At 46.4% G+C, this 13,179-nt stretch carries 9 protein-coding genes; 4 read left to right on the top strand and 5 right to left on the bottom strand.

The window, feature by feature from the left end:
• Nucleotides 1-76: 76 nt before the first annotated feature.
• From hldE to R7P35_RS13330, 3 genes are all read right to left on the bottom strand, one after another.
• Entirely contained in the window at nt 77-1,507 is a 1,431-nt protein-coding gene (hldE, locus tag R7P35_RS13340) for a bifunctional D-glycero-beta-D-manno-heptose-7-phosphate kinase/D-glycero-beta-D-manno-heptose 1-phosphate adenylyltransferase HldE (protein WP_017633601.1), read from the bottom strand.
• Between the two features lie 67 nt (nt 1,508-1,574).
• Entirely contained in the window at nt 1,575-4,418 is a 2,844-nt protein-coding gene (gene glnE / locus R7P35_RS13335; protein WP_213904798.1) for a bifunctional [glutamate--ammonia ligase]-adenylyl-L-tyrosine phosphorylase/[glutamate--ammonia-ligase] adenylyltransferase, read from the bottom strand.
• Between the two features lie 113 nt (nt 4,419-4,531).
• On the bottom strand, nt 4,532-5,788 hold the full coding sequence (locus R7P35_RS13330) for a methyl-accepting chemotaxis protein (RefSeq protein ID WP_005379890.1): 1,257 nt from the start codon (nt 5,786-5,788) through the stop codon (nt 4,532-4,534).
• A gap of 105 nt (nt 5,789-5,893) precedes the next feature.
• Here R7P35_RS13330 and R7P35_RS13325 point away from each other — a divergent pair, with 105 nt between their 5' ends.
• Nucleotides 5,894-6,667, top strand: a complete 774-nt coding sequence (locus tag R7P35_RS13325) for a potassium channel family protein (RefSeq protein WP_025768395.1) — start codon at nt 5,894-5,896, stop codon at nt 6,665-6,667.
• Nucleotides 6,668-6,708: 41 nt separating this feature from the next.
• Here R7P35_RS13325 and R7P35_RS13320 read toward each other — a convergent pair whose 3' ends face one another.
• Nucleotides 6,709-8,241 (bottom strand): inorganic triphosphatase, encoded by a 1,533-nt coding sequence (locus R7P35_RS13320; RefSeq protein WP_053304332.1) that lies wholly within the window; start codon nt 8,239-8,241, stop codon nt 6,709-6,711.
• Between the two features lie 212 nt (nt 8,242-8,453).
• Here R7P35_RS13320 and R7P35_RS13315 point away from each other — a divergent pair, with 212 nt between their 5' ends.
• The 3 genes from R7P35_RS13315 to R7P35_RS13305 all read left to right on the top strand — a co-directional run bounded on the left by R7P35_RS13315 (nt 8,454) and on the right by R7P35_RS13305 (nt 11,315).
• On the top strand, nt 8,454-9,134 hold the full coding sequence (locus R7P35_RS13315; RefSeq protein ID WP_005379896.1) for a TIGR00153 family protein: 681 nt from the start codon (nt 8,454-8,456) through the stop codon (nt 9,132-9,134).
• A gap of 131 nt (nt 9,135-9,265) precedes the next feature.
• Nucleotides 9,266-10,525 carry an inorganic phosphate transporter gene (locus R7P35_RS13310; RefSeq protein ID WP_005379898.1) on the top strand — a complete coding sequence of 420 codons (1,260 nt, stop codon included), beginning with the start codon at nt 9,266-9,268 and terminating at the stop codon, nt 10,523-10,525.
• A gap of 178 nt (nt 10,526-10,703) precedes the next feature.
• Nucleotides 10,704-11,315, top strand: a complete 612-nt coding sequence (locus tag R7P35_RS13305; protein ID WP_005379900.1) for a TIGR04211 family SH3 domain-containing protein — start codon at nt 10,704-10,706, stop codon at nt 11,313-11,315.
• 87 nt (nt 11,316-11,402) lie between these two features.
• Here R7P35_RS13305 and ggt read toward each other — a convergent pair whose 3' ends face one another.
• Entirely contained in the window at nt 11,403-13,133 is a 1,731-nt protein-coding gene (gene ggt, locus R7P35_RS13300) for a gamma-glutamyltransferase (RefSeq protein ID WP_064353612.1), read from the bottom strand.
• Nucleotides 13,134-13,179: the final 46 nt, after the last annotated feature.

The following is a 13,179-nucleotide window of genomic DNA, read 5'->3' as shown; positions in this document are numbered from 1 at the left end:
AACTACAAGTATCAAAAAGGCCGCACTTAGCGACCTTTATGAGCAAATAGCATTTCAATGCTAACAAACAGCAGCCTTAGCCCTTACCGCCTTTGATTGCATTAATGATTTCACTGGTCGAGCAGCCATCTTCAAAGTTCAATACACGAACTTCACCACCCGCCGCAATGACTTCTTTACCACCAGCAATCTCTTCTGGTTTGTAGTCACCGCCTTTTACTAGCAAGCTTGGTAGAACTTCTGAGATCAAACGCTGCGGCGTATCTTCACTAAATGGTACAACCCAATCCACAGCGCCCAAACCTGCCAACACCGCCATGCGGCGATCGGTTGGGTTTACCGGACGACCAGGGCCTTTAAGGCGTTTTACTGACTCATCGGTATTTACCGCAACGATTAGGCGATCGCCCAGTTCAGCAGCATGGTTTAAGTAAGACACATGGCCAGCGTGTAGAATATCAAAGCAGCCATTTGTCATAACGACTTTCTCGCCACGAGCTCGTGCTTTTTTCACCGCTTCGATCAGTGCTTTTTCTGAAATCACACCGTAATCCGTGTCTTGGCTGCCATGTACCGCTTCTGCTAATTCAATCTCAGAAAGCGTTGACGTGCCTAGTTTACCAACTACAACACCTGCCGCTGCGTTTGCTAGTGCACACGCTTCTTCAAATGATTTGCCTGCGGCAACAGACGCTGCCAATACAGAGATAACCGTGTCGCCCGCACCTGTCACGTCGTACACTTCTTTCGCTTGAGTTGGAAGGTGGAACGGTTCCTGACCACGACGAATCAAGGTCATTCCGTTTTCGCTGCGTGTCACTAAAAGCGCTTCAAATTCAAACTCTTCAACCAAAGCCAGCGCTTTCTCTACTAGCTCTTGGTCAGATTTCACTTTACCTACAACGTCTTCGAACTCTTTCATGTTTGGCGTAAGAAGTGTTGCGCCACGGTAGCGTTCAAAATCCGCACCTTTCGGGTCAATGAAAACCGGAATATTTGCTGCGCGCGCTTTTTGAATGTATGCCTGAACATGCTCTAACGAACCTTTTGCGTAGTCAGACATAATCACGGCTTTAACGTTTGGCAGTGCGGCATCCATACGCGATAGCACAGGTGCAGAATCTGTGTTTTCAAATTTGTCTTCGAAGTCGAGGCGGATCAGTTGTTGTCCACGGCTCATTACACGAAGCTTCGTAATCGTTGGGTAATCAGGCAGCGCAACGAAATCGCACTTCACATTGAGCGAGCTCAGCGTCTCCGTCAGCACTTTTGCAGGCTCATCTTCCCCAGTTAGACCAACAATGTGAGCATGGCCACCTAATGATGCGATGTTCATCGCAACGTTCGCAGCACCACCAGGACGCTCTTCATTGTTTTCTACTTTTACAACAGGAACCGGCGCTTCAGGAGAAATGCGCCCGGTTGGGCCATACCAGTAACGATCTAGCATGACATCACCGATGATGAGCACACCAGCGCTGTTGTAATCAGGTAGAATTGGTTTCATTGTTGGTCTCCAAAAATTAAATCGAAGTGAGTTTATCACAGCCCTTATCGAGGCTAAATATATGGTCTTAACTGAACCACTGATTCCAAGCCTGTTTTACCCACTCCCTTTCGGCAACAAACTTATCTTCCACCACATCAGCGTCTAAATTGAGTAGATTTCGGCGGTGTATTTCGTTGCGCATTGTCGTGTAAGCACGTATCAACTGCATTGCTTGGTCTTCGTCCATAACATCTTGCGCAATGAGCGTTTCAAAGATGCGCACATTATCACACCAACGCGTCAATTTCGGCTTATCGTGACTATAGTTGAGCACTAGGTACTGAGCGAGAAATTCGATATCGGTAATCCCACCTACATCTTGCTTGAGCATAAAGCGGCCTGGCTTTTTCCCCCCAAGATGACCGCGCATTTTTTCTCTCATTTCGACAACGTCTTTTTTCAGTGCAGCTTGATCGCGTGCTTTGCACAGCACATCATGCCGCGTATTGTGAAATGCAATTGCCAGTGGTTCATCACCATAAATCATGCGCGCGCGGACAAGTGCTTGATGCTCCCATGTCCACGCGTCTTGATGTTGATAGTCGTCGAACGCGTCCGTTGGACTAACCAACAAACCCGATGCACCGGACGGACGCAATCGGGTATCGACCTCGTATAAAATACCGGAAGCGGTGCGAGTGGAGAAAATATGAATGATACGCTGTGCTAAACGAAGGTAGAACTGACGACCATCAATCTCTTTTTTGCCGTCAGTGTAGACATTGACTGGGCAGTCATGCATGAAGACAATATCCAAGTCGGAGTTATAGCCGAGCTCCCACCCTCCGACTTTACCATAGCCAATTACAGCAAAGCCTTTACCTTCACGATCTTTCACATGCGTTGGCTCGCCGTACTTTTCAGACACTTGCAACCAAGCCTGACTGATCACCGCATCAACGATAGCTTCCGCTAAATAAGTTAAATGGTCACTCACTTTCATCACTGGCAATGCGCCAGCAATATCTGCCGCTGCAATACGCAAAATACAAATTTGCTTAAACTGACGCAACGCTTCCATTTGCTGTTCCATATCATCTTCAGGAATACGCGCCAAATAATCACGTAGCTCTGTACGGTAACTGTCTAATGGAATGGGATTGTACAGCTGCGCAGGGTCGATCAACTCATCAAGCAAGATAGGATAACGAGACAGCTGCTCTGAAATCATTGGGCTTGCGGTACACAAACGTACGAGCTGCACCAGAGCCGCTGGATGCTCATCCAATAATTCCAAGTAAGTCGTGCGAGTGCAGATGTTGTGTAGCAAGTGAAGTACACGAGATAAACCAAACTGTGCATCAGGATGGGCAAAGACCGCATCAAACACTTTCGGCATCAAACGATTGAGCACTTCGCGTCCACGTGGGCCTAACGTTTTTTTGGCCAGATCGGTTTTAAAGTTGATGATGGTTTTCGCGCATGAAGCAAAGTCTTCAATCTGAATATCCTGCTGCAAGATATGCTCAAGAACATCTTGTTTGTCGGCCATATCCCATAGCTCATGAAAATGACGAGCAACGGTAGTCCCCTCGTCTTCTTCATCATCACCAATTAGTGATTCAAAAACTTGGTGAACATTTGCCATATGCTGCTGGGTTTGCTCAATCAATTGATCCCAACAGCTCATTTTCATCGCGGTGGCGAGCTTTAAGCGTTCGGTTTCGCAATCAGGCAGCGTCTGGGTTTGCTTATCCGCCATTGCTTGCAACAAGTTTTCTAATTGACGCAAGTACTTGTATGCGGCTTCTAGATCGCTGACTTCTTGTGGAGTAAGCAATGCCAGTTCTTCAATGCCTTGCAGTGTTTCCAACAGCCCTCGATTACGTAAAGAAGGTTCTCGACCACCTCGAATCAATTGAAAAACTTGAGCGATAAATTCAATTTCTCGAATGCCACCCGCACCTAGCTTAATGTTGTTATTCAACCCTCGGCGGCGAACCTCGCTACTGATCATCGACTTCATTCGACGCAAAGATTGAATCGCACTGAAATCAATATAACGACGAAAAACAAAAGGGCGCAGCATTTGGCGTAGCTCTTGATACTGCGGGTACATCTCACATCCCATCACCCGAGCTTTGATCATCGCGTAACGTTCCCAATCTCGCCCCTGCTCTTGGTAATAATCTTCAAGTGCGGCATAGCTCATTACCAAGGGGCCACTTTCTCCAAATGGGCGAAGTCGCATGTCGACGCGGTAGCAAAAACCATCGAAGGTTTGTTGGTCGAGCGCTTTGATGATGCGTTGACCAAGACGAGTAAAGAACTGGGCATTGGCAATGCTGCGGCGTGCGCCTTGGGTTTCGCCATTCTCTGGATACGTGAAAATTAGATCAATATCGGAAGAAAAGTTTAGCTCGCCACCACCCAGTTTCCCCATGCCGATAATTAACATCGGCTGCACTTCACCGTCCTCACTTGTTGGCGTGCCCCACTCCTGACAACACACTTGATATTGCCATTGATAGGTTTCAAAAATCATCGCTTCTGCCAACTCAGATAAGTGGCTTAAAGACGTCTCTAGAGACCATGCATGCGTGAAATCCTTCCACGCAATGTACACCATTTCTCGATTGCGAAACTGACGCAATACGCGATGACCAGACATCTCATCAGGACATTGTTCCAACAGTTCAGCAAGGCGTGAGCGGTAAGACTCCTGACGACTTGGCTGCGCTAACATACTTGGCAACTCACGGGCTAGGACTTCATCGCGATGAATGGCTTCAGTTATAAACTGGCTTAAGCCCGCCACATAACGAAATTGCTGCGCAACCTCATCGGGCCAAAGGGGAAAATAACCTGCGTCTTGGGCGTTTTGTACGGCAGATTCAGCGATAGAAATCAGTGGCGAAGGCAGCTGCATTTTTCTTCCTTGTTTGAAAAGCACGGTAACTCATTCTTTATACCAGACTGAAAGCAAATAAAAACGCCCACAAAAGGTTTGTGGGCGTTTTATCAAAAGTTCGGGATCGAATATTAAACTTGGAAAGATTTGATCTTCTTGTCTAGCTCACCTGCATTATTTTGCATCATTTCAGAGGTTTCTAGCAGCTCGGTAACAACAACAACTGAGGCTTCAACCAACTCACGTACATTGGTGAGGTTTTGGCTCATCTCTTCTGCAACACTGCTTTGCTGACCAGACGCCGTCGCGATCTGGAAGTTCATGTCATTGATTTGCGTCACTTGCCCAACAATACCATCGAGCTCAGATCCAGCATTAGAAACCAGCTCGTTTCCATCTGCCGCTTCTACAACGCTTTTTTCCATGAGTTCTACCGCAGATTCAGCACTGGTTTGCAGCTGTGCGATCATCTCTTGAATTTCTACCGTCGCTTGTTGTGTACGTTGGGCAAGGTTACGAACTTCATCTGCAACCACAGCAAAACCCCGCCCAGCCTCGCCAGCTCGCGCCGCTTCAATCGCCGCATTCAGTGCAAGCAGGTTGGTTTGTTCAGAAATGCCTTGAATCGTCCCTACAACGCTACCAATGGCTTCAACACGTTCTTCAACTTGGTTAACCGCTTGTGCCGATGAAGCGATATCCGACGAAAGTTCACTCATTTTCGCCATTGTACTTTGCAAGAACTGCTGACCAGAAATTGCTTGTGCGGAAGCTTGCTCTGTTAGAGAAGATGCCGTCTGGGCATGTTCCGCAACCGTTTGGACCGTCGACGACATTTCACTCATCGCCGTAGCAAGTTGATCAATTTCGTTAAACTCTTCTTGCGCCGATTCCTTCGTTTCCGACATGCTCAGCGTCATGACTTCGGTGAGCGTTGATAATTCATCAGACGCATTAATTTGCATTTGAATAACATCGTGCAATTGTCGACGTGTCTTTTCTAATTCACGTGCCACGTCTCCGTATTCATCTTTACAATCCATACCAAATGGAACAGAGAGGTTCTTGCTCGCCATCAGTTTGATCGCGTCGCTCAGATACTGTGTTTGACGCAACATCACTCTAGCCGCCGCTAATAAGAGCACGACAAAAACCACAATCAATAAGGCGGTTTGCCAAGCAACTTGCGTTAAATATGCTTCATAATGCTGTTGGGCAACTTGCGCGTTTTGTGTCGCCGCTAAAAGTGAGTCGTAAAAAGTGTTTGCGTCCCACAGTTGTTTTGCCACGATCAGGACAGTACTGAAGACCATCAACATGACCATTTTAGGCACCAGTCGAATGTCGGATATGACCCTTTCCCATGGCTTAAATGCCAGCTTTTCCATTGTCAGTTCTCCACCGAGTCTTATATAGTCTTTATCTATAATCTTTATATTACTTATAGTTATGTTCGCGCTTTGCGTGGTTACGCGATTTATTTTGAGCTTCGTATGAAAAACAATGATATCAAAGACAGCACACGACCGATGGGCCTGTTGTCACTAATATTGTCTTTTATGGCACTATTTGTGATCTCTGGCTTGTTGTTTTTCCCGATCGATCACGAAACCCGTCAAGTTCTTATCGGTCTGGATTTCATAATCTGTAGTATTTTTCTACTACAGCTCACCATTGATTTGATCCGGTCCACAGATCGCTGGTTATTCCTTAAACGTCATTGGATAGATTTCGTGGCGAGCATCCCATTGATAGAGCCCCTGCGCTTTGCTCGTATTTTTCATATTATGCGAGTGGTATTAGTACTGCGTTCGTCAAAGTTCATTTTGCATCAGCTCAAAGAAAACCGCCGCGAAACCACGGTCGCCTCTATACTGCTATTGATGGTTATCCTCATAACACTCGGTTCTAGTGCAATGCTGTTTATCGAAGCGAAAAACCCAGAAGCGAATATTCGTACTGGCGCCGATGCTTTGTGGTGGGTATTTGTAACAATCTCAACGGTTGGTTACGGCGATCATTATCCAGTGACCTCCATAGGAAAGTTTTTGGCTGTCATCATCATTGTTTGCGGGGTGGGTATCTTTGGTATGATCTCGGGTCTTATCACCTCTATCCTTACTGCCCCAACGAAACAACAGACGCACAGTTCAATCAATAAAGAACGTATGCTCGAGCAGCTTCTAACCCAACAAGCTCAAATACTAGAACGACTCGATTTCATGGAAAAAGAGCTACAACAACGTAAAACAGAGACAAAAAAATAGGACCATGCGGTCCTATTTTTTTGTCGTTATCACCAGAACGATCATTCACGCCAATAAGGCTGAACTTCCACACTGATCGCTCGGGTTTGATCCATTGCATGCAAAATTGAGCGCTCTTGACGGTGCAACCAGCGTTCTAACTGCTCTTTTTCTGCGTCTTCCAGCATATCAACCAACGGGAGCAAGTGGTTCAGCATTAGCAGATCATCGATACCATGCACTAGATCCGCCCATGGTAAACGGAAGCTGTTACGCTCATCCGAGTTATACAAACTCGCGAAACCAATACCAGTATAGAGGTTACGCAATAAGCGATAACGCTGATCAACGTACTCTTGCGCCGTCAAATCGCGCTCTGCTGGGAAAGCTTCCATTAGCTCAGCCCAAGTGCGATCGAGCTGAGTAACTGAAAACGGCATGATGTTGCTTGCCATTTTTTCACGTGCTTTTTCATCAAGAAATGGCTGCCAACCGCGTGCTAAGATCCAGCGGCTTAGATCCAGCAGTAACCCTGTGTAACGAGCGGAATTGAGCAACCCTAGCACTTCTTCACGGCTTGGCAACTCTTGTAACTGCTGAGTCAGCTCAGATACTAAGAACTTACGTGCATCCAACTTGCGCAGCACATTGCCTTTGTCATCTAAAAGCTCTTCAAGGTGTGCATGCTCATCCAACCAACTCAGTTCTTCTTCCAACCATTTAAGCTCTTGGCGCAGAATCGCGCTCGCGCGACGAGGGACAATCCCGCCAAAAATAGTCAATGTTTGACGAATGAAACGAATGGCATTACTGATTTCACGCAGTGCTTCCACGCTGTCACGCTCAGCATAAATTTGCTCGTGATAATGCCAATGAGACAAAGCGTGCTCTAATGAGTTGATCAAGCAAAATTCAACGGTATCCGTCGGACTACTGTCCACAAGTGCCAATGATTTTACTTCATCACCCGCATAACCGCTTGCAAGTCGATAACCTTTCGCCGCTTTGCTCAAGTTACCCAAGCGCATACCGCCTTGCTCGCAAAAGCTGCGTGCCAGTGTGAATAAAGCTTCGGTTTGGCCAGACTTAAGCTCCAGTTCAACTTCGCAAATTGGCTCTTGCTTCTCTTCTTCGTCTTCACCTTTGGCTACAACTAAACCTTGGTCAAAGGCAACTTCAATCTGACTGCCATCGGGCATGCCAATCAGCCATTGTTCACGTGTGAAGTTGGTCGAGAATAATGGCATAAGCTCGGATTGCAGCGTTTCTGCATCTTTACCTGGAGGCCAAATATCTAGAGGATGAAGCGACAGATCAGGCTCGTCGCTAGTGTGCTCAGCATTGTATTCTGGTCTTTGATGTAAGCCTGCGACGACGCGTCCTGCTGTCTTTACGGTTTGGACGAATACATCATCAAAACGGCGAATTCTTAAACCAATGTCGTGCTTTCTAAGCCATTTATCGGCAGTATCAAAATAGGTGTTACCCAAGTCACGACAACTATGCTGAAGTACTTTTGTCTCAGAAATTTTTTCTTTTAAAGTTTCTGAAAATTCAGGAGAAACAAAAAACTTCAGTTCTATTTCGGTTTCCATAGCTATACCTTTCAAAGCAGATAGAAACAGGATATTGCGTAATTTCTCACACGGCAAGAGAGAAATATCGCCGGAATGATGATCTAAAACAGTTTTAATGAGCGATTTAATGCGTTACCATGCGCGCCTTTATAGCCATCGTTCAACATTTCGCCAAGCACTCAGAAATGGTGTATGTTTTTTTAAGGTTATAGTTATTAGGTTGAATGACCATGCCAGTAAATACAATTATGGGGTTATTTGCAAAGTCCCCAATTAAGCCTTTGCAACGCCACGTTGTGTGTGTCAACGAATGTTGTTCACACTTGGTGAAATTCTTTGAAGTATCTTCAAAGGGTGATTGGGAAAAAGCAGCAGAAATCCGTGCACAAATTTCTCACCTAGAGAAAGAAGCGGATGTGCTGAAACGTGAAATCCGTCTAAAACTGCCTCGCGGTTTGTTCATGCCAGTCGACCGTACTGACATGCTTGAGCTTTTGACTCAACAGGACAAACTTGCAAACCTGGCAAAAGACATTGCTGGCCGTGTATATGGTCGTCAACTTGTCATCCCTGAGGCTCTCCAACCAAACTTCCTCGCTTACGTTCAACGTTGTCTTGATGCTGCCGATCAGGCGCAAAAGGTAATCAATGAACTTGATGAATTGCTAGAAACCGGCTTCAAAGGCCGTGAAGTGACGCTCGTCGCTGAAATGATTCATCAATTAGACGTTATCGAAGATGATACCGATGCCATGCAGATTGAACTTCGCCAACAGTTGATGGTGATTGAAGCTGACATGAACCCTATCGATGTCATGTTCCTGTACAAGATTCTTGAATGGGTAGGTGGTATTGCCGACCAAGCGCAGCGCGTAGGTGCTCGTTTGGAAGTCATGCTATCTCGATCTTAAAACATAAAGTTAACGACATAACGAAGAGCATAATTAACACGTGTCATAGGGACGATGACTATTTTCATCGTCTTATGGTTTGGCGCGCGTAAAATTTTGTTCCGCTTGTTATAAAACAACTAGGTATTACGATGGATATCCTTGCGAACTACGGCACTGTCCTGATTATTGTTGCAGCGATTTTTGGTTTCATGATGGCGATTGGTATTGGCGCGAACGACGTTGCTAATGCGATGGGTACATCTGTAGGTTCAAAAGCGCTAACTGTAAAACAAGCTATCATCATTGCGATGATCTTCGAATTTGCAGGTGCTTACCTTGCAGGCGGTGAAGTAACCGACACTATCCGTAAAGGTGTAATCGAAACTTCTTTATTTGCTAGTCAACCAGATGTTCTTGTCTACGGCATGATGTCTGCGCTTTTGGCAGCAGGTACATGGCTGCTTCTTGCTTCTTACATGGGCTGGCCAGTATCAACGACTCACTCAATCATAGGTGCAATCATTGGTTTTGCATGCGTATCAGTAGGTACTGAAGCGGTTGACTGGGGCAGCGTTCAAGGCATTGTTGGTAGCTGGATTATTACGCCAGTGATTTCAGGTTTCTTTGCTTACGTTATCTTTGTCAGCGCACAACGCCTGATTTTTGATACAGAGAACCCTCTGTTTAACGCGAAACGTTTTGTACCTGTTTACATGTTCATCACAACAATGGTGATTGCACTTGTAACCATCAAAAAAGGTCTGAAACACGTTGGTCTTCACCTGACCAATGGTGAAGCCTGGATGTGGGCAGCAGCAGTTTCAGCACTTGTGATGATTGGCGGCTACGTATACATCCAGAAAAAATTCGCTAATCGCGAAGAAGACCGCAGCTTTTCTGGCGTGGAAGGTATCTTCAGCGTTCTGATGGTTATCACCGCTTGTGCGATGGCATTTGCACACGGTTCAAACGACGTTGCAAACGCCATTGGTCCACTGTCTGCTGTCGTATCGACTGTTGAACACATGGGCGAAATCAGCACGAAAAGCACCATCGCTTGGTGGATTCTACCTCTTGGCGGTATTGGTATCGTGGTCGGTCTTGCAACACTGGGTCACAAAGTAATGGCAACCGTTGGTACAGGCATCACTGAGCTAACGCCTAGCCGCGGTTTTGCAGCACAGCTAGCAACAGCATGTACGGTAGTTCTAGCGTCTGGTACAGGCCTGCCAATTTCAACCACTCAAACATTGGTTGGTGCGGTTCTCGGTGTTGGCTTTGCTCGTGGTATCGCAGCACTGAACCTAGGCGTAGTTCGTAACATCGTGGCATCATGGATCGTTACACTACCAGCGGGGGCGTTATTGGCCGTAGTATTCTTCTACGGACTTCAAGCGATGTTCGCTTAAGACACTCGTCAATAGAATGTAAGCGCTTTGTCATTATTGACTCAAACGCACAGAAAGGGAGGCTTTGCCTCCCTTCTTTGTTGCACCGAGGTTTGAAACTGCATACTATTCGTCTATTTCCGGCTCCAATCATTCGGTGCCAACGCTGTCTCCAAGAAAAATCGTTAAGGGATTTACTGTGAAAAAACTAATCATCACGGTTTTGTTTACTTTGCTAGCAGCGCCAGCGGCCCTAGCAGCAGACCGTTATATTTCTGATGACCTCTTCACTTTTATGCACTCAGGTCCAAATAACACCTACCGTATTATTGGTAGTGTTAACGCCGGTTCTAAAGTACAACTGATTAAAACCAACCGAGATACTGGCTACACGCAAGTTCGTGATGACCGTGGTCGCACTGGTTGGGTACAAAGCAAGTTTGTGACAAACCAAGAGAGCATGGCAATTCGCCTTCCTCGCATTGAGAAAGAGCTAGCCGAAGTAAAAGAGCAGCTTGCTAATGCTCGTCAAACTTCTGATGCAGAGAAAGCCGGTCTTGTTACCTCTCTCGAAACACGTAACCAACAAATTTCAGATCTAGAAAATAAATACTCTGAGATCAGCGATCAGCTTACTTCTGTTGAAACAGAAAACCGCGAGCTACGCGCAAAACTGGATACACAAAAAGATGACATGCTGCTTAAGTACTTCACTTATGGCGGCGGTGTCGCAGGTTTAGGTTTACTATTTGGTTTGATTCTTCCGCATGTCATGCCTCGTAGAAAGCGCTCTCCTGCGGGTTGGGCATAAACCTCACGCTTTTATCTTTAAAAAGAACGCAAAAGCCAGTCGATATCGACTGGCTTTTTAGTTTGCTTCGTTTGACAGAAGTGAGTATTACTCCCCCATTGAACTAGAGGCTCGACGACGATCCGTTGCGCCATAAAGCTTGCCATCTTTTAGCTCAATTGCATTCAAACCGCTTACCACTGGAATAACGTGCACTGGGTAGCCAAGCTCCATAAACTCAGGCACCAGCATTTCTGCGAACGTTTTCTTTTCCACCAGCAAGCCAGTCGGGTCATAAGGCTTAGTGCGGTCTATTTTGGTGCCGTACTGAATGTTTGGTAAGTCAATTGCCTCTTGCGCTGATAAGTTCCAATCCAGCACCCCAACCACGGTTTTGAGTACATACCCCGGGATTTGTGAACTACCTGGTGACCCAACCACCAAACGCAAATTATCATCACTGTCCATCACCATTAATGGCGTAATAGCCGAACGTGGACGCTTGCCCGCTTCAATTGAGTTTTGTGTAGGTTTGCCGTTAACCGTTGGCAGAGGTGAGAAGTTAGCCATCTGCGCATTCAAGACAACGCCATCGACCATCACACCCGAGCCCATACCCGTTCCTACCGTGCTGGTCATCGCAATTGCATTTCCATCTCTATCGACGATAGAAATATGCCCTGTATCTTTGCTCTCGAAGCCTTGATATTGCGCATACTGAGTTTGCGTTATCTGTCCTGCTTTTGGATCCTCTTTTGAAGTGCCATTATCGGGGATTAAATCACGTCTCTGATCTAGATAGGCTTTAGACAACAACTGTTCAACTGGCGCTTCCACATAATCTGGGTCTCCGGCATACGCAATACGATCAGCTTTTGCAATTCGCATCGCTTCAGTCATGAGACGCCAAGGTTCCAAATCCGTTTTCGCCATATGGGCAATGTCATAGGGTGCGAGCAGTTCAAGACTCTGAGCGACCATCACACCGCCCGAAGCTGGGTAACCAAAAGAGACGATTTTATTCCCACGGTAGTCGCTCTCAATGATGTCACGCTGCTTCACTTGGTAATGTTTAAAATCTTCTAAAGACAACTTCTCGTGTTGGTCATCAATACGACTATTAACCGTCTCTACGATGTGCTGACCAAGCTCACCACCATAAAGGTAACGATCGCCTTGTTGCGCGATCTTCCTCAGCGTCTCAGCCATCTTAGGGTTCTTCATCAAGGTTCCCGTCGGCTTAATATCGTCCCCTTGCCAATACAAGGCTTTCACTTCCGGATCTTGCTCAAGTCGGCTTTGCTCTCTTACTACGATGTCGTAGGTGTAGCTGTTCATCGCGTACCCATTGCTCGCCAATGTAATCGCCGGCTTAATCAGCTCTGCCCATGGCAACTTGCCGTATTGTTCATGAGTGGTGTAAAGCAACCGCAATGTGCCCGGAACCGCAACAGAACGAGGGCCTAATATTTCGTTGCGACTGAGTACTTCCCCATTCTCAACAAACATTTCAGGGTTCGCGCTAGAGGGCGCTTCATCTCGACCATCAAGGGCCAGAAATTTTTTCTCGTCATGTTGATAAAACAGCGCGAAAGTCCCGCCGCCAATTCCGGTCATATCTGGCTCAACGACAGACATCACCATCTGCATCGCGACCATAGCATCAACAGCGTTACCGCCTTCTTTCAATATTGAGTAACCGGTACTGCTCACGTAAGGATTCGTCGCACTGACCATGAAATCTTGCCCGCGACTATCTGGTGTAACTGGGAATGGGTCTGGCTTTGCAGCATAGCTTGTCGATGCAACAATGCTTAAAGAAAAAATCAGAATACGCATGTGTCTCTGTTTAGACTCCTATTATGTGATGGGGTCTAACGTGGAC

The sequence above is a fragment of the Vibrio sp. Vb0304 genome, assembly GCF_033338995.1.
GTDB classification, from domain to species: domain Bacteria; phylum Pseudomonadota; class Gammaproteobacteria; order Enterobacterales; family Vibrionaceae; genus Vibrio; species Vibrio alginolyticus.
The sequence above is the reverse complement of the archived record's forward strand: the minus strand, read 5'-3'. Positions and strand labels throughout refer to the sequence as shown.

Bases quoted from the DNA above. Each gene is read 5' to 3' on its own strand.
- R7P35_RS13325 (WP_025768395.1), top strand. From the start codon at position 5,894: ATGAAAAACAATGATATCAAAGACAGCACACGACCGATGGGCCTGTTG.
- ggt (WP_064353612.1), bottom strand. From the start codon at position 13,133: ATGCGTATTCTGATTTTTTCTTTAAGCATTGTTGCATCGACAAGCTAT.
- hldE (WP_017633601.1), bottom strand. From the start codon at position 1,507: ATGAAACCAATTCTACCTGATTACAACAGCGCTGGTGTGCTCATCATC.
- R7P35_RS13310 (WP_005379898.1), top strand. From the start codon at position 9,266: ATGGATATCCTTGCGAACTACGGCACTGTCCTGATTATTGTTGCAGCG.
- glnE (WP_213904798.1), bottom strand. From the start codon at position 4,418: ATGCAGCTGCCTTCGCCACTGATTTCTATCGCTGAATCTGCCGTACAA.
- R7P35_RS13315 (WP_005379896.1), top strand. From the start codon at position 8,454: ATGCCAGTAAATACAATTATGGGGTTATTTGCAAAGTCCCCAATTAAG.
- R7P35_RS13320 (WP_053304332.1), bottom strand. From the start codon at position 8,241: ATGGAAACCGAAATAGAACTGAAGTTTTTTGTTTCTCCTGAATTTTCA.
- R7P35_RS13330 (WP_005379890.1), bottom strand. From the start codon at position 5,788: ATGGAAAAGCTGGCATTTAAGCCATGGGAAAGGGTCATATCCGACATT.